We start from the raw sequence: 20,834 nt of genomic DNA on the forward strand, positions 1-20,834 counted from the left end.
AGGTATACCTCTCATGACAACTGCTCCAGGCTCCCACGAAGATAAAGTCAACATCCAAGGCGTCGAAATAGCCCTAGCCTTCCCCGACGAATTCCACTACCAATGGATCGGACAACACGATGTAATGGAACAGCTTCTCGCCTCCTGGCTTATCATCGATGAACACGACATTCCCCTCAACCCTCGCCTCATCGGTAAACCGGGCGTCGGCAAAACAACTCTCGCCTACGCCGCAGCAAAAAAACTCAATATGGATGTATACATCTACCAGTGCACTATGGACACCCGCCCCGAAGACCTTCTCATCACCCCCGTCATTGACAAAGGCGGCGGCATCCGCTACGTCGCCTCATCCCTCGTCACTGCCATGATACGCGGCGGCGTCTGCATCCTTGACGAAGCCAACCGCATGAGCGAAAAATCCTGGGCCTCCCTAGCCCCTCTCCTAGACACCCGCCGCTACGTCGAATCCATCGTCGCCGGACTAAAAATTCCCGCCCACCGTGACTTCAGAATTTGTGTCACAATGAACGACGACGCCTCAACCTATGAGATCCCCGAATACATCCACAGCCGCCTACAACCCCAAATATACCTAGACTTCCCCGAAGCCGAAGAAGAACGCCGCATCCTCAACGAAAACCTCCCCTTCGTCGATGCCGAAATTCTTGAATACGTCATCTCCTTCCTGCAAAAAGCCCACGCCCAAAATGAAAACTACACCGTAAGAGACGGCATAAACATCGCCCGCTACGCCGCCAAAAGAATCAAAGCCCTATCCCAACGCAAATTCGACAAGGAAAACCTCCTCCGGCAAGCCGTCATCATGACCCTCGGCGACAGCGCCCTCACATACCTCTAAGCGCAGGCGACGACGAAGCTACGGTAGCAGCAGGGCTTTGCCCTGCACCCAGCAGGACTTCGTCCTGCACCTACCAAAGGTCTGGCGACCTTTTGGAATCCGCGGGTTGTATCGCTAGCTTGGAAGTATGTTGTGTGAGAGTTTCGACACGAATCTCCGATTCGTGTCGCCGACGTTGACCTGCCCGCTGCGCGGTCACGTCAAAGATTGTAGACAACGATAATCCTTTCCTTAACGAATTAGTTTTTCACTAATAGACTCCGGTATCTTAATAAAATATAATTCAATTCAACTTAATTTTACTTAAATTATGGTTGAGTTACATTTATTATGTTTTATTTCGAGATTATTATAGCTGTTAGTTTAACCACGGGTTATCTGGCAATTATTGAAATTCAAGATAAAAATAATCATTCTTTATATAAGACACTACATACTTCTCCCTCACAGGTTGCGGAATTTAACTGATAACCTCAAAGATTTTTCTAAAGATTTATTTTTGCCTACTTTTGTGCATTACTCCTATTCAAATAGCACTGAAAGCAATGCCGGGAGGCATAAAAAAGCACTCGTCGGAAAATGAAGAAATCATTTCTTACATAGCAAGCAATGGAAAATGGCATTATAGGGGTTCTACTACAAATTCTTCTGCACACTATAGCTTTGCTTGTTAAGTTCTCTTTGGTGTGCCCCTGAATTTTGCCGGAACTTCTAGTAGTTCCGGCTCTCCACACATCAAAGTCTCTTTATTCCGTCAATCATCTCTGATTAGAAAAGCCAATTTGCAAAGAAGACGGAGTCAATTAGTGAAAACTTTTTCGTTAAGGAAAGGAATACGGTTCCGTACAATGTTTGACGTGACCGCGTAGCGGGCAGGTCAACGTCGGCGACGCGAATCGGAGATTCGCGTCGAAACTCTCCCACAACGCACCTTCAAGCTAGCGATACAACGCGCGGATTCCAAAGGTCGCCAGATCTTTGGTAGGTGCAGGACAAAGTCCTGCTGGGTGCAGGGTAAAACCCTGCCCCTCTGCCCTACTCGGGCCTGGCTAGATGTCGGCAGCGCAGCGGAAGCCATAGGTGGAGTTGACAGTGCCTGGGTTGTTGCGGTGGCGTTTAGCGCAGCGGAGGTCTTCTTTGAGGCTTTTCCAGCATCCGCCTTTTAAGACGCGGTAGTTACCTTGGAGAGGGCCTTTAGGGTTATCGGGTTCTTGCATAGAGGTTTCGTAGTAGTTGTATCCGTACCAGTCGAGGCACCATTCGTATACGTTGCCGGCCATGTCGTAGAGACCTTGGGGATTGGGGGCATAGCTCATGACGGGTGTGGTGTCGGAGCTGAAGAAGTTGGCTTCGGATTTCTCGATGTCGTGTCCGGTAGGGTATACGTGGCGTTCGGCGCCTGAGGCTGCGGCTATTTCCCATTCCGCTTCTGTAGGTAGGCGTTTGCTGACCCATTTAGCGTAGGCTGTTGCGCCGTACCAGGTGACGCCGACGACGGGGTGTTTTGAGTATCCCGATTCGATGCTGAGTTTACCGCCCATGCGTTTTATGCGGGAGTCGCGGAGTCTGATGATGTCGCGGTGGTAGCTGTCTTTTTCGCTACCTATGAATTCCAGGAAGCGGACGAATTGTTCGTTGGTGATGGGGTGTACATCCATAGCGAAGGAGTCGATGTGAACTTGGTGGCAGGGCATTTCGTCTCGGCTGCCTTCGGTGCTGCCGCGTGAGAATGTACCGCCTTGGATGATGATGTGGGGGGTGGGAAGAGCCTGGACGGTTTTTATTTCTTTTCTTTCGGGAGTGTAGTGTTTGACAGAAGATTCGGGGTTGCGTGCGAGTTGAGTTTCGGGTTCATCGGGCATGAGGTTTTCAACAGCTGAGCTGCCTGGGGCGATGAGGCCTTGGTCAATTTCCTTTTGGAGTTTTGATGCGCGTGCAGAGTGTTGTTCTGAGTGGGCATAGGAATAGTTAGGGAGGTCGATTCTGTAGTTGGAAAAGTCAGTGTGGCCTTCAGTTAGAGATTCTAGGAGGGGTGTGAGCTTTTCGGGACGAAGTTGCGGGCTGGGGCGCAGGCATTCGGCGATGATTTTGTCCCAAGAGTATTTAAGTGTAGGTCTCACTTCTGAAGGCATGGGGAAGAATCCTTCCGGGAAGCTGCCGGTGAGGATATAATATGTTAGGATACCGAAAGCGTAGACATCGGCTTTGAAAGATAGGGAGGAGATGCCGTCGATAGATTTTTGTTCCGGGGCTAAGAAGGCGAAAGTTTGCAGGAAAGAGTGTTGGAGGGGGCTGAGGTTTGGGATTTCGAGGGGTGGGAAAGGGTAACGCACTTCGTCTGTTGCTGCTTGCGACCACATGGACGCGGAACCTAGGGTGTCGGCGATTGCTTTGAACGATCTGGCTAAAACAGCGCCGCAGCCGATGATGCGTGAGAGTCCAAAGTCGCTGAGGTACCAAGTGGGTCCGTCTTTGTTATATCCAATGAGGATGTTGCTCAGTTTAATGCCGCGGTGGATGGTACCTTTGCTGACCCCTGAAGGTGCGTGGGAGTAATCTAATGCTTGCGCTAGCTGTTTCAAGTTATGGAGGATAGTTTCTTCATCTAGAGGTTCAGGCTGAGACTTCAGGTAGTGGTAAAGGTTTGTCGATTCCCCCATTTCATCTACGATGCAGTCTGTGACGAGGAAATATACGCCATCATGGAAGCATACATTATGTATAGTCACGATATTTGGATGTTGAAGGGCAGCAAGGCGGGAAACGTCTTCTTGGAACCGTTGAATAAAGGCTCTATCACAGGAGAGTTCTTCAGGAAGGATTTTTATGGCGAACTGCTTTTTCATGAATTTATGTTCGGCCAGATAGACAACGCCTAAGCTGCCTCTACCTAATTGTTTCAGTAGCAGGTAATCACCCAATTCACGTGTCATCAGTCCCTCCGATCAAAAAGTCTCATCATTAAATTTAGAAAAAGAGCAAGAGCAAAAGTCCATTCTATACCGAAACCTTGTGAGTTTACAAGAGCTTATGTTAGCATATTACTTACTCAACTTGGATTTGGAGAATTTTCACCTAGAAGCTCTTCTAGGGATTAAAATTCAAATTGTTCAATCAGATGGAAAAGAAGAATGGATAGACGTACATTATTGATGGTTTTCTTGTTTACAATGATTTTCCTCGGGGTACAGATGTACTTCGACAGTCAGAATCAGGATGAACTAAAGAAATGGAATACACAAAGAATAGCAAAATTAGAAGCTAAAGCTGAAGTTGTCACGCAAGAAATTGAGAATAAAACAGCGAAGCTAGAGTCGTTGCCCTACGTCAAATTATATTCTGACAGTGCAATGAATGAAAATATTGGGAGTGGCATACTTTCCGGCCAAGGGATAGTCACATTAGATGTTAATTTACCAGAAACAGTCTATGCCTTCAGCGATGCGACAAAGAAGGTTGTTCCTTTCAAACGCCGCTTTAGCTCTGAAGTAGCTCCTTTATTTAGCATATTTACTAGCAACGACAAAGGGTTAATCTCTTTAGGTCAACTTAACTACTTTGGCAGTTATGACTTACAGTTAATTGAAGGCGACCAGGTATTTTTGGGTGAAATTGTCGACGGTTCATTTGCTCTTCAAGCAACTAATCTGCTTAAGATCTATCGTCAGATGGATGAAAGTAAAAAATTGCCGGAAACTATTCAAGTACCCGATTCAAATGCTATCGTTTTATTCCAGCATGCGAAAGGCTACCTTCCTGTTGGCATTTACAATCCTCAGAACAAATCATTTTTCAATTTTGAAACGATTGAGAATATTGACCGTTACGCTTCATTAATTCCCTTTAAGCAATCTGAAAAAGTTGAAAATGCCAAAGAGAAGTTCTATGTTCTAGAAAACGAATATCAGCAGCTAGTGTTTTCTTCTCGCGGGGGTGCATTAGTTGAGATCAACCTTCCGCTCAAAGACAAGAATTTCCCTAATAGCGTTATCCTGCCTGTAAAGAATGATAAAGAGATGGTCTCTCAATATCCTTATAATGCACGCTTCCCCTCCCGTCCTTATTTCACTGCCGCAGAGAAAGCAGGCGGAGAATTGGTTGAACATACCAACGGCGCTTTAGGCGGTTATTACCCTTTGATCCGTAGAGATCTGATCGAATCTGCGCGCAAGCTATCCCGTAATGTGCCAGCCCAATTTTATAGCACTAACCTTGTTTCAGAGTTCCCTGAAGTTGCTGAACTTAACTACAAAGTTAAAGAATTCACTAAAGACAAGATTGTGTTGGAAGCGCAGCAATCTTTCCGTAAGATCACTAAAACCTACACCTTAGATTCATCGCAGGCTCCCTACACTTTCAAGCTAGACATCCAAGTCGATGGCGATACTCGTTCATTATGGTTATCTACCGGTGTACCTGAAGTTGAAATCATCTCTAGCTCCCCTGCTCCTGCATTGAAATATCGTATTTCAAGAGGGAAATCCGCTGAAGTTAAACAGATCGACCTTCCTTCTGAAGCTGTCAGCTATAGCCAAGTGCAGCCGGACTGGATCTGTAACTCCAATGGCTTCTTCGGTATCATCATGGACCCTCTTTCTAATATGGAAGGCGGCTTCAAGGTCCAAAAAGTCAATGGAGATGCTGATGTATCCCGTATGGTGGAATTAGGCTTTAAGGCAGAAGACCTCCCAGGTTATATGATGCTTATGCCGTTAAAAGGTTCGGCCGGGAAATATTCCTTCCGTTTCTTTACAGGCCCCTTTGCTACAGACCTGCTAAAAAATATCGATGCGCACTACACCGATGCGGCCACCGGTTATAACCCTGACTACATTGCCAGCCAGAGTTTCCACGGATGGTTCGAGATAATCTCCGGTCCTTTTGCTAAATTCTTATTCTTTTTGATGAATATCTTCCATACGATCACAGGATCATGGGGCTTTTCTATTATACTCTTGACAATTGCACTCAGGATCATGATGTATCCGCTGAATGCTTGGTCGATGAATTCATCGACGAAAATGCAGCAAGTGATGCCAAAGGTCCAAGCAATACAAGAAAAGTATAAAAAGGATCCGAAAAGAGCGCAGGCTGAGATTATCAATCTCTACCGTGAAAACAAGATCAATCCTGTTTCAGGATGCTTGCCGCTATTAATCCAGCTTCCGTTTTTGATCGGTATGTTCGACTTGTTAAAGTCTGCATTCGAATTGCGCGGCGCAAGCTTTGTTCCTGGCTGGATCGACGATTTAGCTGCTCCGGACGTTCTCTTTAGCTGGAACTATTCCTTGCCAATTATCGGCAACCAATTCCACCTGCTTCCTATTTTGACCGGTTTAGTCATGTTCTTCCAACAACGTTGGATGGCGCCTGCTCCTACCGGTGAAATTTCGGATAAGGACCGTCAGCAAAAAGCGATGGGAACTATTATGGCCGTGATGTTTACATTCATGTTCTATAACTTCCCTTCAGGTATAAATATTTATTGGATTTCAACCTCAATACTTGGCATGCTGCAGCAATGGTGGACTAAACGGCGTTTGGCCGCTTTAGGCGAGAAGCCTGTTGTGATACAAGGAACTACCAATAAGCGCTAAAACATATGCAAGCGTGGGAAAAGTTTTTAAAAGTCCAGGAGTCTAGCCTGGGCAAGGACGTAGTCGATAGTTGGCTACGTCCGCTAAAAGTAGTGAAGTTCGATGCCTGCAACCTTTTTTTGGAAGCGGCCGATTCTTTTCAGATGATGTGGTTTGAAGAACACATCCGACCCAAGCTTAAACATAGCCTTTTCAATCATAACCATGCCCCCATCAAAGTTCACCTTAGCGTGGGTGACCTTCAGCTTCCAAAACCTAAGAAAAGCTTCGGAAAATCTAATGAAGCTAAACAGCATACCTTCAATCCTGTCCCTTTTCAGCAATCCCTCACTTTCGACTATCCTGATAAGCTCAGTACTTTTGATAATTTCATCGCTAATGACGCTAACGCCTTAGCGCATAAACTTCTTAAGGAGCTATGTCAAATCGGCGTTCCTGAAAATAGTGAGAAATCCACTATTCAACATGGAACCTATAACCCGATCTATCTTTACGGAGATCACGGCAGCGGCAAAACTCATCTTCTGGCAGCTACTGTCCACGCATTAATGAAGCAAGGGTATCGCGTCATTTATGCGCGTTCTCAAACTTTTACTGAACATGTCGTCAGTGCTATCCGCGCAGGTGAAATGCACCTCTTCCGTCAGGCTTACAGAAATACTGACGTTTTGATCATTGATGATGTACAGGAATTTGGACGTAAATCAGCGACTCAAGAAGAGTTCTTCCACACTTTTAATACCCTCCATATGGCAGGAAAGCAGATTATCCTCGCCGGAAACAGGACACCCTCGGAACTACAGCATATTGAACCGCGTCTTATCAGCCGTTTTGAATGGGGTATTGTCTTGGAATTAAAAGCTCTGGTGCGCCAAGAATTGAGCGATCTCTTAAGCAACAAATGTTCTGTGATGCAGTTTCCGCTTAATCCACGCACTGCAGAATATATCCTTGAAACTTTCCCCAGCGGAGCGAAAGCACTTACAAAAGCTCTTGAAGCATTAGTCCTTCGCAGCCATATAGCGCCGGGAATGCATTCTCATGTTTCATCTACAGCTATCTCAGTCAATCAGGCCCGTCTTTATCTGTCCGACCTGACTAAAATTGAGATTCAGGAGCAGATTACTCCTGAGAAAATCATTAAGCATGTGGCTGAACATTTTGGCATCAAGTCAGAAGACATCTTAGGCAAGTCCCAGAGCAGAGAATGCTCCTTTCCCCGGCAGTTGGCAGCATTCCTTTGCCGTGATATCCTTAAAATGCCTTTTAAGAAAATCGGCGATCTCTTCAGCCGTGATCACTCCACCATCATGTCGAGTGTCAGACAAATTCAGAAGCAGCTTGACGAAAACCAAAAAGATATTTTATCCGCATATAAGTCGATCAAAACTGCCATAAAGAATCCGCTTGTTCCAACTGAGGAGACAGCAAATTATGACTCTATCCGCTGACTATGAAATCACTTCAAAACTAAGTATTGATAGCGAAGAAGGTAAGAGGCTTGTTGAATTTGGTAATAAGGAAATTGCCATTGCAGAAGGTGAAATGCCCGGCCTGATGGAGCTTAAACGTCGCTATTCCAAAACAAAGCCTCTTAAAGGTGCACGCATCGCCGGCTGTCTGCATATGACTATCGAAGCAGCAGTATTGATCAAAACACTCGTTGCCCTAGGGGCAGAAGTCCGCTGGTCATCATGCAATATATTTTCTACGCAAGACCAAGCCGCCGCTGCAATTGCTGCTGAGGGTATCCCCGTCTATGCATGGAAAGGTATGACAGAAGAGGAATATCTTTGGTGCATCTCTAAAACAATTTGGTTCGACGACAAACCTCTTAATATGATTTTGGATGATGGCGGAGACCTCACCAATTTTGTCCATGATAACCACCCCGAACTCCTTGCCGGTATTAAAGGTATCACGGAAGAAACAACGACCGGTGTGCGCAACCTCTACAAAAGATTGAAAGCAGGTACCCTTGGAATCCCTGCGATCAATGTTAACGATTCGATCACAAAAGCCAAATTCGACAATCTTTATGGCTGCCGCGAGTCTGTTATTGATGGGATCAAACGTGCGACCGACATTATGATCGCAGGTAAGATAGCTGTAATCGCGGGCTATGGCGATGTAGGAAAAGGCTGTGCTGAAGCTCTCTCCGGTTTAGGTGCCCGTGTCCTGATCACTGAAATCGATCCCATCTGTGCATATCAAGCTATGATGAATGGCCGCGAAGTGGTCACGATGGAGGAGGCTGCTCCGATAGCGGATATTTTCATTACGGCAACCGGATGCAAAGATATTATTCGTCCAGAACATATGGAAGTGATGAAAAATCATGCTGTCCTTTGTAATATTGGACATTTCGATATCGAAATTGATGTCGCCTGGTTAATGAACAATCCAAATATTGTTCGCGATAACGTCAAGCCTCAAGTGGATATTTTCCGTTGGAAGAATAAAGACAAGTCTCTCACGTTATTAGCAGAAGGACGTCTTGTCAATTTAGGCTGTGCAGACGGACATCCTTCTTTCGTCATGTCCAATTCTCTTTCTAATCAAGTCCTTGCACAAATGGAAATATGGAATGAGGCGCAGCGCCGTCCTATCGGTATTCATAAGTTGTCTAAAGAGCTGGATGAGATGATTGCGCGCTTGCATGTAGAATATTTGGGCGGCCGCCTTACAAAATTAACGTCAGAACAGGCAAAATATCTTGATGTGCCTGTAGATGGTCCTTATAAACCTGACGGTTATAATTATTAATTCCATTTTTCAAAAAAACGCTTCCTAGCCTAGGAGTGCGGTGACAAGTCACCTTACTCCTAGGCTAGGGAAGGTTTAGCCTGTCATTAAGCATAGATACATACAGCATAAATAATGAACGTGAAAAATCATTTTTTTCTTAGCAGATTAATTTTATCTACTCGAAGAGGATGGCTTTAGAGCTATCATAAACGCTATTTTCAATTATTTTACAATTTCGTTTTCAATAAAAATACCACCTCTGATAAGATACTTTTACAGTCTACAACGGAGTATAGCGCAGCTTGGCTAGCGCGGCTGCTTTGGGAGCAGTAGGTCGGGGGTTCGAATCCCTCTACTCCGAATCACAAAGTACGCGGATCACATCCGCGTACTTCTCTAATCCACAAAGATGTAAAAGCATGAATCTGCTGTCTATCTACTGGAATCCTAACCGAGACATCTTTACTATTCCTTATATTGATCGTCCTGTAGCATGGTACGGATTATTCTTTATCCTTGGTTTCATCATTGGATATTGGATCGTTGTCCCCATGTTCGTAAGACTGCTCAAGGATGCAGGCGATAACCGACCTGAAGCTGTAGACGAATGCCGTTTTCTAACTGACAAACTGACCTGGTTCGTAATCTTCGGAACTCTAATCGGAGCGCGACTGGGACACGTCTTCTTCTATTACTGGCCCTACTATCGCGCACACCCTTTAGATATCTTTAAAGTTTGGGAAGGGGGCCTCGCAAGCCACGGCGGCATTATAGGTATTCTGATCGCTATCTTTTTTTACACTTTAAGCGTCAGAAAGAAATATCCGACTTTGACTTTTTTCACCATTGTGGATGTTCTTTGCATCCCATCAGCTCTTGCGGGCTTCTTTATTCGCGTGGGTAATTTTATCAACCAAGAAATCCTTGGCACAGAAACCAATGCACCTTGGGCTGTTGTTTTCGGGGACCCAGCCGATGGATCCATTCCTGTACCACGGCACCCTGTTCAACTTTATGAAGGTCTTGCTGTCCTCTTTCTATTCTTTGTTCTATGGACTCTTTGGTGGCGGACTAACCTTCGCAAGTATGTAGGAGCAACGACCGGAATCTTCTTCATTCTTCTTTTCAGCTCCAGGATTCTATTCGAACATTTCAAGGAATCCCAAAGCATCATGCGCGATGAAAGCTGGATAACAACAGGTCAACTATTAAGCTTTCCTTTTATTTTGTTAGGCTTAGCCCTCGTCTACTGCTCACTCAAACAAAAGAAAAACTGCTATTAAGCTTGTTTTTTAAGAGGAGATTTTCCATAATACTATTATACTTAATAAGATAAACTTTGTTTTTTTGGTAAACTATGGCTACATTAAAATTTGATCACAATAATGAAGAAGTAGAACTTAATGAAGACTCCCCTATCGCTGAATATTGCGAAGAAGCGGGCGTCCCATTCGCTTGTACTGAAGGTGTTTGCGGAACTTGCGTCATTGAAGTTGTCGAAGGAATGGACAACATGAACCCACCCACACAAGAAGAAAAAGATTTCTTGGGCGATGATACCCAATGCGAACGTCTTGCATGTCAATGTATTCTTAAACGCGGCAAAGTCCGCATTTCATTCTAGAGGTTTATTATGTCCCACACCGAAACAGGCGAACAAGAAATCATTCATCGTCAAATGACGATTCAAGAAATCCTGTCTCTATTTCCTCAGAAATCCCAAAGACTAGCGCAAGAAATTACCAATGCCGGATTGCATTGCGTAGGCTGCCACGCTGCTACCTGGGAAACCTTAGAAGCTGGTATGCGCAGTCATGGATATGATGAAGCAGCTATCACTCGCCTTCTAAAAAAACTAAATGCTGTCATGAAAAGTGATTTCAAGGCAGATAAATCTACAGTGACTTTGACTCCTAAAGCAGCCGAGAAATTCCTCGAATTCTCTCAAGCGGAAGGTAAACAAGGATGTGCACTATTTTTCTCTGATAAGCTCGAAGGATGCAGTGGATTCACCTATATTTTAGATTTCTCAGATAAAGCCGGTCCGAATGACTCTATCTTCACTTCCCACGGGATTGAAATCCATGTACCTAACGACCGTTTAGACCGTCTTGTTGGCTCAGTGATTGACTTTGTTCAGACACTAAGCTCAACCGGCTTCTATGTAGAAAATCCAAATACTGCCAGCTCGTGCGGTTGTGGTTCTTCCCATAACTACAGTAAAGAAAGCCGTGGCGGCGGATGCTGCGGATCTTCTTCGAAGTCTTCTCAAGAGCAAGAACAGAGTAGTGGCGGCGGATGCTGCGGCTCCTCTCCTAAACCTTCCCAAGATAAGGGACACGGTGGCGGATGCTGTAGCCATTAGTCTTTAATTTCTGTATGCCCAGGGCCCTCGTCCTGGGTTTTTTCTAATTCAAGTTCCCCATAATCCCCTAGTAATGAATCCCACAGAGACTTGAGGTAGTTCGTGACAGTAAAAATTTTGTATCATTACTTACTAACTCTTGCGATTTAGCAACATCTGGCCGTAATTGAAGAGCAAATCGAATTGATTGTCTGTCTGAACAAAGGAACGACCACGCTTTGTACGGCCATCTAAGACCAATTTTTCAAGCATATCGTCTAAATTATCGTTCGTAATAATGCCCTTATCGATTCCCTCTTTAATATATGCTGCCACAACAAATGTTCCGGAGCGGCCTACACCTGCTTTACAGTGAACAAACTGTTCCTTTGATATATCTCCGAACGCAATGATAAGGTGATCTAAACTCTCAGGGGTGACTGCCTGATGATCCACCCATTGATTGTAGTGAAAACGGGTGATAGTTTTTTCAGTGCCCGTGTCTTCATTTTTGACGGTATAGATGTATTTCGTATAGGGAACACCTTCGGTTACTTCGCTTTTACTTTGAAGTATCACTAAAACAGGGGGAAACACACCTTTTTCACCTACCTCATTAGGGTAGACCAGAAAGGGATTTCTATTAAAAGTCAGGTCGTCAATAGAGGTCGTCAAATCGATGATATCCGAATTGTTATCTAAGACTGCAAGCCAAAATTTGTGTTCTTCACCATATACTGTCGCTTGCCCTACCATAAACTTAGATTCAAATTTATCCATCTTAATATGGTTAGCATGAACTTTGATATCTTTACCTCTAACTTCTACTGATACAAGTGTGTCAAATATGGGTTGAACATCTGGAAACCTATTGTGGGGTGCATGGTACATAGGTACCAAAAAGTCCTCGTCCTTCCGAGAGTAGGGTGTATTTGGTCCCATCGCAATCCGTACTCCCGCTGCCTTAAAGTATTCAGTCGTTTTGTTTTCAATGCGCGCAAACCAGTCTTGTGTGGGTAAATTAGCTTTTTCCTGCGACCCTTTTGTTTTTGGAACATTAATGGCATTTTCTTGAGTTTTGGTTCCTAAGACTTTTACTAGCTCTTCTAGCGAGGGAAATTCTCTATTTAACTCTCTGGCAAATAATCCTTTAGGGGTTAAGGACAATCCAACTCGTACCAAAGATCCTTTTCTACTAAACACCAGAGTGTAATTTTTCTTATCACTAGAAGGTCGGATGAAAATACCTGTATTTGTTTTGGAATCAATATGTTTATTAAAATTCTGAATATCATTCGCTGGAAGGTCGTCCACAAAATAGCTTTTGACATCTCTTTCATTTTTTGCTGTTTTAAGGATTTCTTGTACGTTCTGGCTAAAATCATTTAATGTCTCAAAATTGTCGATAGTCTGAGCCCCTTGTGTATTTTCTTTACCTTTCTGTTCTGTAAGCAGAATGGATACATTATTTTGTATCTTGCTCAATGTTTTAATGACTTTAGCTTTGTCTTTGTCAGATAAACCATTGAATTTTCTGAGGTCGCATATCTCCTTAAATTTACTTTTTATTTCTTCCAGCTTACTGTTTTCAGTATATCCTCTTTCAATTTTCGGACTTATTGAGGGGTCTAATCGTATATGTTTGCTTTTAGGGCTGGATCTTTCACCTTGTGACACAAGCAAATCGATTTCTTTATTCAGTTCTTTGACTTGAGAAACGTAATCTATTGATCTTACTTGAGATACCATAACTCACTCCTTGATAATAGAAATCTTAATTATAATTTTAATTATAATTTTAAAAATAGATTACCATCAACTTTCTAAATATTTAAAATTTTAAAATCATAGATATAAAGGGAAATAATATAAAGTATATTACTCTGGTCTTAAAATTTTACTAAAAATACCTGAACTTAGTTTTTCCCCTTGGAGAATGAAAAAGACGACAATGATTGTTAATCCTAAGGAGGGTGAGAAAACAGCAATGAAAAATCCTAGGCTTAATACAAAAAGTTTTTTCCACCAGTAAAAACACTTTGCAACCCAGTCATTTGCAGTTTTTGAATAACCGAGAGTTATTAAATTAATTAGAAAACAAAATATGGTTCCAATAAGCGCCCCTATTGCAGCAAAAAACATCATGATGGAAAATCCTAATGACATAACGCGTAAGGTAAAGGGGAAGTCAGTTTTTATGACATCTTCTAATGGGGGAAGGGGATTTTCTTCCCTTGAATAAGGATTGCTTTCAGCATGCGGCCGTTCCTTGTGTGTATCCTCTAAGAGGATAAATTCAGGTCGATGCGTGTGTTGCGAAATATTTTCGCCCGGAGGGTGATTTCTATCCATTACCCTCTCCTGTCTTTTTATTTTAATTATAACAGGTAAAATAAATACTTTAAATAAAGGCTAGATCCTCAAATTCTCGCGCGAAAGAAAAAAACAGGGTCGTCTTTTTATGTCTTTTTCTTCGTCTTGATTTTATTATATCCATTCAATGCTGCAACGCGATATCCCTCCGCAAAGGTAGGATAATTGAACACTTGGTCAATAAAATAGTCTATTTTCGCATGGAAACTCATAGCGACCTGACCGATATGTATAACTTCCGTCGCACCACGACCGATGACATGGATGCCTAGTAGCTCTAGTGTCTCTGAGTGAAAAAGGATTTTAAACATCCCAACATTGCTTCCGGTAATATGTCCGCGGGCTATTTCATAATAATAGGCCCTGCCTACTTCGTAATGATATCCCAAATCTCTCAGTTGATCTTCAGTGTATCCACAACTAGAAATCTCAGGAATCGTATAGATACCTATGGGGTAAAATGAAGGGAAATAATGTGTGTCTTCGCCACAGGCATGTCTTGCCGCTAAACGGCCTTGTTCCATACTGGTTGAGGCTAGGCACGGGCCTCCTATGAGGTCTCCTACACCATAAATATTCGGCACTACAGTTTGAAAAAGAGCATTTACTGGAACATATCCCCATCTATCTAAACTGATGCCGGCATTATCAATATGCAGCCCCTCGACATTAGCCTCTCTTCCAAGAGCATAAAGCAGTACATCACTATAAAACTCTGTGCCATCTTTGCATTTGACATAAGCCTTATTATCTACGCGTTTAATTTCCAGAGGCTCCTTATTTCCTACAAACTTTAAACCAATATTTGTTAATGCCGTCTGCAAATGAATACCGATTTCAAAGTCGAGCAGTGGAAGCAGGTGATCTCGTTTATCAATAATGGTAACTTCGGTCCCCAATGCTGCAAAGAAGCTTGCGTATTCGGATCCGATGATCCCACCCCCCAACACAGTCATGGTGTCGGGAACATTATGGATACCTAGTAAGCGTGAAGAGTCCAAAATAATTTCATCATCAAAAGGCACACCTGTAGGATTACGGGGTTTGGAACCGGTAGCCAGAATAATTTTGTCGGCTTGAATTTGGTAAATAATGCGGAAGTCATCATCCATGACTAAAAGCATATGCGGATTTTCAAAGCGTGCAGCTCCGCGCAATACACGGATGCCATTTTTCGCAAATTGTCGGTGAACCATTTTCCTTTCATCATCAATAACACGTGAAAGGCGGAAATTTAAGTCACCGATATTGACTTTTTTCAATTCAACTTCAGGACCATAGAACGATAAGTCATGGAAACCCGTTAGATCAATAATCGCTTCTCGTAGAGTTTTAGAAGGGATAGTTCCGCTGTATAAACAATTTCCTCCCGGGTCGGGTCTTCTTTCGATGACAGCAACTTTTTTATCTAATTTTGCTGCTTGGATTGCTGCCTTTTGCCCGGCAGGCCCTGTTCCTATGACAGCTACATCGACTTTGATCTCTTCCATATTATATTCTCCAGAGAGCTTGACACTAATCTCCCTGATGGAACAATAATTCAGAGAAGATTAAAATAAAAATAGAAAGTTGATAAATTTTTTGGTTTTTATATGAGCAAAGAAAACTACGATAAAGTTGAATCTGCAATGGACGAAACCATGCAGAAGCTTAAGGCGGAAAAATTAATCCATGATTCTGGGCAAAGCAGCAATTTCAGCAAATATCCTGAAAACTTACGCTCTACAAAGGAAAAACTAGCTGAACTGGAGTTGCAGCGTAAAAAAGATAGAAGATTATTAGCTACTTCCATGAAGTTAGATGTGGATAAATTTTTCAAGAAAAACAAACAGTTCTATAGCTATCTAGGGACGTTTCATGAAGAGTTTTTAGATCTGGTACACGCCGCAGATTCCATGGATGATCCTAAATGGAAAAGGCTGCTCGAGATCAAAGCAAAACTAGATGTTTATCGCGCCAATCAAAAAAAAATGGAGCCGCAGGTATCCAACGAAGCGTTAATTAAACAGCAGTTGAAGACACACATTAATAAAAGATATAAAGTCAAAGATGGATGGCTCCCCCTTTATTAGCCCTGCAGTGGACTTCAAAGCATCAATTGCATATTTCCCTTTACTTTTCTACATAATCAAATAATATCCGCTCTTAACAATGGGGGGAACATATGCTCACTTTTTTAGGGGGTGTATTAGAAATTCATCCAAAATCAAAATTCGAAGTTATTCAGCCTTCAAGTCGTATAAAATCCATCTCATCTTCAAGTTTAGTAGAAATATCCACAAAATACCTGAATAGAGATTTAACTGCCGAGGTAGCTGCTCGACGCCCTAACGAAATAGAAAAGCGGTATAGAAGATATCTGAGATGGAATATTTTTAATCTGTTATATAATAAATTCAAATATGTCAATTCCCCTCCTGAACTATGCACGGATGTTCTAATAGGAATTTTTTCCTATTTATCTCGTTATGACTTAGCAAGACTGCAACTCGTATGCCGCGATTTCAGAACGATTATTTGGAATGTCGGGAAATTCTCTACCTTAATGCTTAAATGCGCCGATGATTGGCAATTAGAGTGTAAAGAACACCTATTTGAACCGCAGATTGTAACCAATAGAAAGTTGATTCGATTTATCCTTTCACATCATCCTGCTTATAAATTCTATGAATCCGCTCCAATCCAGTTTAATCTGACGATTAAGGCAGCATCATTTAAAGCCTCTTGTATAAACCGCAAGTATTTCCATGTGGATCAACTACAAGACAGCTACACGCTTTCTATTAAATTCCACGGAGTGGTATCTAATCCGAGTGGCAATGAGCCTGTTAAGGATTTTTTTATTACTGTTGAAGATAAGGGAATTTTCCATACTAACATCTTCTCCTATCAGCAAAGACCGTTTGGTTTCAGTAACCGCTTTCTCTCTACTGAGGAATGCCCACGGATCATCAACTCATTCTTTAGGACACTAAATCCTCAAAAAAGCAAAATGTTGTAATGGGATTAAAAGGGTCTCTTTTGAAACTATAAACGAGTAAAGATAAATCTTTGTGATCAGGAACTTACGGAAGGCGTCTGCCTATTTAACCCACAGTGTCCTGAGAGAGAAGGAATAAAGCTCACAATAAGTACCTTCTTTAATTTTAAATAGTAATTTGTATCGTATTTCACAAAAATGAATACAATTGTTCGCAATTCGGCTCGGATTTACAACTAAACTGTTACCAAATGAACTTAATTCGATTGATCTTAGATCATGACTATTGTGGTGAAAATTTAATCAAAATCATCCCCTCTTTTTCTGTTTCATCTTGTACTCAATGGGCATCCTATGCTATCTTGTTCCCATAACATATGGATTCATGGAGCTAGTTTATGTCTAAGACATGTCAAGTTACAGGTAAGAAGCCTGCGAGCGGCTATAAGTACACCATTCGTGGTATCGCTAAGAAGAAAAAAGGTATCGGTCTAAAAGTTACAGGCAAAACAAAACGCCGTTTCCTTCCTAACTTAAAGAAAAAACGTCTTTGGTTGGCTGAAGAAAAACGTTTTGTTACTCTAAGACTATGTACAAGTGCTTTGCGCACATTGGATAAAGTCGGCCTCAACAAGACTGTTAAAGAACTACGTGAAAAAGGCGTTAAAGTATAACGAGCATTCGTTCTTCTTTCTCTGGATAAAGCATCGCTTTCGCGATGCTTTTTTTTATCTGCTCACTACTTTATTTTGCTCTAGTAAATCACTCGGCTCAGCCTTTTCCCAGTCACTTGAGAACTGTAAAAGCGCAGCAAGCGTGTTAGTATTATCATCTAAGTAGTTTCTTAAGACGCCCTCAGGAACTGTTACTGCACAAATCCCTCTTTTCGCACATTCAGTGATCAAGGAAGGCCCTCGTATTCCGGCAGCCATTATTTTTCCTTCAAATCCATAAAGTTCTTTGATAGCTTGTATCTCTTCAAGGACTTCTAAAGGATCTTTTCCTAAATCTTCAATTTTACCCAAATAGGGGGCTAAATAATTGGCTCCTGCGAGAAAAGCCAATAAGGCTTGACTTGGTTCAAAAATCGCTGTAGCAAGTGTGTTAACCCCACGCTGTGAAAGAGCTTTAATGGCTTTTAATCCTTCCTGAATCACCGGAATTTTCACTACAATTCTAGGGGAAATTGCATGCAAGATTTGCGCTTGTTGTACTATCCCTTCGTAATCATCCGCAATGACTTGCACTGCAACATACCCATCCTGTATTTGAAGCAGGATTGAAATAAGCTTCTCTAAAGGATAATTTGAGATAGATGCAATAGAAGGATTGGTGGTAACACCGGTCGTAATCCCCAGCTCAGCAATTTTTTCTATAAATTTATCGTTGGCGGTATCAATCCAAATTTCCATGAACTCTTCCTTGTTTAGTGAGGTGTATAAATATTAGTGCCGGCTTCGATTAATAATTATGCGTTTGTGAAGAAGTCTATTGCCTTCATAGAGAGATTTTGCTATGATTTTGCCATTATATACAAGAATATTGGAGAATAATCATGGCAAAAAAACGTGAACAAATAAAGTTGCAGAGCTCTGCAAGCAATCACCGTTATTATACTACAAAGAACAAAACTCAAACTCCTAACCGTTTAGTTTTAAAGAAGTATGATCCCACTGTTCGTCAACACGTAGAATACAAAGAAACGAAGTAAGTCACTCATTCATAGCGAGGAATTAACCCTCGCTATGCTTTCATTGGAGATACTATGTACGAGCTGTCTGTTGCTTTTAAATATCTCCTCCCCCGTTGGCGGCAGCTCTCAGTATCTATTATCAGTTTAATTTCCATTGTTGTCATTGCACTCGTCGTATGGCTCATTGTCGTCTTTTTTTCTGTGACGCATGGCTTGGAAAAAACATGGATACAAAAACTTGTGGCTGTTACAGCCCCTGTCCGAGTTATTCCTAACTCCCACTATTATAAGTCTTACTATTACCTTATTGACGGTATCAGCTCTGCTTCTAATTACTCGCTTAAAAATCTGGCTGAAAAACTCCAGGCTTCCTCTGCCGATCCCTACGACCCTGAATATGACGAAGAAGTCCCTAAAGGGTGGCTTCCGCTGGTAAAAAATACGGATGGCGAGCCTAAAGACATCGTAAAAGAAGCTTTTGCATCTGTGCAAACATTAAAAAATGTGGATGCCCTGTCAGCGCATGCTTATGAAATCGCCTATGCTGATCTTACCCTAAATTTACAAAGCCAGCCCGATAATGCGATCAGTCAACCCTCCTATGTGACAACGTTAGAGCCTTCCAATCCCGCCCTTTCCATCGCTATGATCAAAGGCGCTGATCTTGCCGCATATCCAAAAGATGGGATTTTATTACCTAAACTCTACAAAGACTCAGGAGCACGGATTGGCGATAAAGGTTGGCTAGCTTACCAAGCTCCTACAGCAACAGCAGTACAAGAGCAGCGTTTACCTATCACTGTGGCAGGATTTTACGATCCGGGTATCCTACCTATGGGCGGGAAATTTATTCTTGCTCCCCCAGCCATTACTTCCACTATTCGCGCAGCGCAAACAATGGACGATGGCTACCCTACAAATGGCATTGCAGTTACATTTGAAGATCCACGTTTAGCAGATGATATCAAGCTTCAGATCCAGCAAGAACTTGAAAAAAGAGGGATAGGGCAATACTGGACAGTTGAAAGCTACCGTGATTTCCCCCCGACACGCGATTTGCTGCAGCAGCTCAAAAGCGAACGTACACTATATAGCTTAATAGCCTCTATCGTGATTGTTGTAGCATGTTCAAATATCGTCTCCTTATTAATCATTCTTGTGAATGATAAAAAAGAAGAGATAGGTATTTTACGGGCGATGGGAGCATCCGTTCTAAGCATAACATTAATTTTCGGCCTTTGCGGCAGTGTCATGGGAGCTCTGGGAAGTTTTATCGGCATCTCCCTAGCATTATTTACCTTGGCCAATATTCAGCACCTCGTCAATTTTATCAGCGCAGTCCAGGGACATGAGCTATTGAATCCTATTTTCTACGGTGATCAGCTCCCGACGCATGTCAGCAATGACGCCCTGTTTTTTGTGCTGGTGGCTACAGCCGCCGTCTCCACCGTTGCGGGCATCGTTCCGGCGATCAAAGCATGCATAATGCAACCCTCTCAGCTTCTAAGGACAGAGTAAATGAATCTTCCCCTCATCAAAGCTCGGTCGCTGGTAAAGAATTTTACCAATCCTTTCTCAATTACCATCTTGAATGGAATTGACTTAGACATCTATGCAGGTGAAAGTGTTGCTATCGGCGGCAGGTCCGGCCAAGGAAAAAGCACCCTTCTTCAAATACTCGGCACCTTAGATACACCTACGTCCGGCTCTTTAGAGATTTTGGACACCTCTGTCAGCAAATTCAATGCAAGCTCACTGCGTTGTAAACATATTGGATTTGTCTTTCAATCTTACTATCTCCTCGCAGACTTTACAGCACTGGATAATGTCCTCATGGCAGCCCGCATAGCTCGGCAATCCACTGCTGAAGGAAGTCCAGCCTATCTGCGAGCTGTTTCCTTATTGGAACGTGTAGGATTAGGCGAACGCCTGCATCATAGTACAAAGTTATTGTCCGGTGGAGAGAAGCAGCGTGTTGCTATTGCCCGAGCTTTATGCAATAACCCTGACATTATCCTGGCTGATGAACCTACAGGTAACTTAGACAAAACTACAGCCGAAGATATCTATTCCATCCTTTTAGAAACTGTCCAAAAGGAAAATAAAGCTTTAGTCGTTGTCACTCATGACCCTATTCTTATGGAACGTTGCAGTAAGCGTTACACACTATCTCAGGGTACTCTGCAATCTTAGGGCTCAGGGATTTTATGTCCACGGCCCCTTCTTCAATGCAACGA

18 protein-coding genes and 1 tRNA gene are annotated in these 20,834 nt (G+C 42.7%); 14 read left to right on the forward strand and 5 right to left on the reverse strand.

Features of this window, described 5'->3' with window-relative positions; genetic code table 11:
* Positions 1-13 precede the first annotated feature (13 nt).
* On the forward strand, positions 14-862 hold the full coding sequence (locus tag WC222_05775; GenBank protein ID MFA6915886.1) for a MoxR family ATPase: 849 nt from the start codon (positions 14-16) through the stop codon (positions 860-862).
* A 1,049-nt stretch (positions 863-1,911) separates the two neighbouring features.
* On the opposite strand, the gene WC222_05780 is transcribed toward WC222_05775, so the two are convergent.
* On the reverse strand, positions 1,912-3,795 hold the full coding sequence (locus WC222_05780) for a bifunctional serine/threonine-protein kinase/formylglycine-generating enzyme family protein (protein MFA6915887.1): 1,884 nt from the start codon (positions 3,793-3,795) through the stop codon (positions 1,912-1,914).
* 198 nt (positions 3,796-3,993) lie between these two features.
* Here WC222_05780 and yidC point away from each other — a divergent pair, with 198 nt between their 5' ends.
* From yidC to WC222_05815, 7 genes are all read left to right on the forward strand, one after another.
* A complete protein-coding gene (yidC, locus tag WC222_05785) occupies positions 3,994-6,459 on the forward strand; it encodes a membrane protein insertase YidC (protein MFA6915888.1) in 2,466 nt (821 codons plus the stop codon).
* Positions 6,460-6,464: 5 nt separating this feature from the next.
* Positions 6,465-7,910 carry a DnaA/Hda family protein gene (locus WC222_05790; protein MFA6915889.1) on the forward strand — a complete coding sequence of 482 codons (1,446 nt, stop codon included), beginning with the start codon at positions 6,465-6,467 and terminating at the stop codon, positions 7,908-7,910.
* Positions 7,894-9,225: an adenosylhomocysteinase gene (gene ahcY, locus WC222_05795; GenBank protein ID MFA6915890.1), complete on the forward strand. Its 1,332-nt coding sequence runs from the start codon at positions 7,894-7,896 to the stop codon at positions 9,223-9,225. Before WC222_05790 ends, ahcY begins: the two co-directional genes overlap by 17 nt.
* Positions 9,226-9,493: 268 nt before the next feature.
* Positions 9,494-9,568, forward strand: a tRNA-Pro gene (locus WC222_05800).
* A 58-nt stretch (positions 9,569-9,626) separates the two neighbouring features.
* Positions 9,627-10,490: a prolipoprotein diacylglyceryl transferase gene (lgt, locus tag WC222_05805; protein ID MFA6915891.1), complete on the forward strand. Its 864-nt coding sequence runs from the start codon at positions 9,627-9,629 to the stop codon at positions 10,488-10,490.
* 74 nt (positions 10,491-10,564) lie between these two features.
* Entirely contained in the window at positions 10,565-10,831 is a 267-nt protein-coding gene (locus WC222_05810; protein MFA6915892.1) for a 2Fe-2S iron-sulfur cluster-binding protein, read from the forward strand.
* Positions 10,832-10,840: 9 nt separating this feature from the next.
* On the forward strand, positions 10,841-11,572 hold the full coding sequence (locus WC222_05815) for an iron-sulfur cluster assembly accessory protein (GenBank protein MFA6915893.1): 732 nt from the start codon (positions 10,841-10,843) through the stop codon (positions 11,570-11,572).
* A 132-nt stretch (positions 11,573-11,704) separates the two neighbouring features.
* Here WC222_05815 and WC222_05820 read toward each other — a convergent pair whose 3' ends face one another.
* The 3 genes from WC222_05820 to sthA all read right to left on the reverse strand — a co-directional run bounded on the left by WC222_05820 (position 11,705) and on the right by sthA (position 15,414).
* Complete coding sequence (locus WC222_05820; GenBank protein ID MFA6915894.1) at positions 11,705-13,300, reverse strand: protein-tyrosine phosphatase family protein; 1,596 nt, start codon at positions 13,298-13,300, stop codon at positions 11,705-11,707.
* Between the two features lie 129 nt (positions 13,301-13,429).
* Positions 13,430-13,903 carry a hypothetical protein gene (locus tag WC222_05825; GenBank protein ID MFA6915895.1) on the reverse strand — a complete coding sequence of 158 codons (474 nt, stop codon included), beginning with the start codon at positions 13,901-13,903 and terminating at the stop codon, positions 13,430-13,432.
* A gap of 107 nt (positions 13,904-14,010) precedes the next feature.
* Positions 14,011-15,414: a Si-specific NAD(P)(+) transhydrogenase gene (gene sthA / locus WC222_05830; GenBank protein MFA6915896.1), complete on the reverse strand. Its 1,404-nt coding sequence runs from the start codon at positions 15,412-15,414 to the stop codon at positions 14,011-14,013.
* 102 nt (positions 15,415-15,516) lie between these two features.
* Between sthA and WC222_05835 the strand changes: the two genes are divergently transcribed.
* The 3 genes from WC222_05835 (at position 15,517) to rpmB (ending at position 17,578) form a co-directional block, all read left to right on the forward strand.
* Positions 15,517-15,996 (forward strand): hypothetical protein, encoded by a 480-nt coding sequence (locus tag WC222_05835; protein ID MFA6915897.1) that lies wholly within the window; start codon positions 15,517-15,519, stop codon positions 15,994-15,996.
* 92 nt (positions 15,997-16,088) lie between these two features.
* Positions 16,089-16,925, forward strand: coding sequence for an F-box protein (locus WC222_05840; protein MFA6915898.1), 837 nt, complete (start codon positions 16,089-16,091; stop codon positions 16,923-16,925).
* A 377-nt stretch (positions 16,926-17,302) separates the two neighbouring features.
* A complete protein-coding gene (rpmB, locus tag WC222_05845; protein ID MFA6915899.1) occupies positions 17,303-17,578 on the forward strand; it encodes a 50S ribosomal protein L28 in 276 nt (91 codons plus the stop codon).
* A 54-nt stretch (positions 17,579-17,632) separates the two neighbouring features.
* Here the strand turns inward: rpmB and WC222_05850 are convergent, their stop codons facing one another.
* Positions 17,633-18,316 (reverse strand): transaldolase family protein, encoded by a 684-nt coding sequence (locus WC222_05850; protein ID MFA6915900.1) that lies wholly within the window; start codon positions 18,314-18,316, stop codon positions 17,633-17,635.
* Between the two features lie 143 nt (positions 18,317-18,459).
* On the opposite strand from WC222_05850, the gene rpmG reads away from it, so the two are divergent.
* The 3 genes from rpmG to WC222_05865 are packed head-to-tail and all read left to right on the forward strand — an operon-like array spanning position 18,460 to position 20,790.
* On the forward strand, positions 18,460-18,615 hold the full coding sequence (gene rpmG / locus WC222_05855; GenBank protein ID MFA6915901.1) for a 50S ribosomal protein L33: 156 nt from the start codon (positions 18,460-18,462) through the stop codon (positions 18,613-18,615).
* A 54-nt stretch (positions 18,616-18,669) separates the two neighbouring features.
* Positions 18,670-20,115 (forward strand): FtsX-like permease family protein, encoded by a 1,446-nt coding sequence (locus tag WC222_05860; GenBank protein ID MFA6915902.1) that lies wholly within the window; start codon positions 18,670-18,672, stop codon positions 20,113-20,115.
* Positions 20,116-20,790: an ABC transporter ATP-binding protein gene (locus WC222_05865; protein MFA6915903.1), complete on the forward strand. Its 675-nt coding sequence runs from the start codon at positions 20,116-20,118 to the stop codon at positions 20,788-20,790.
* Positions 20,791-20,834 lie beyond the last annotated feature (44 nt).

Source organism: Parachlamydiales bacterium (genome assembly GCA_041671045.1).
Classification (GTDB): Bacteria; Chlamydiota; Chlamydiia; order Chlamydiales; family JABDDJ01; genus JABDDJ01.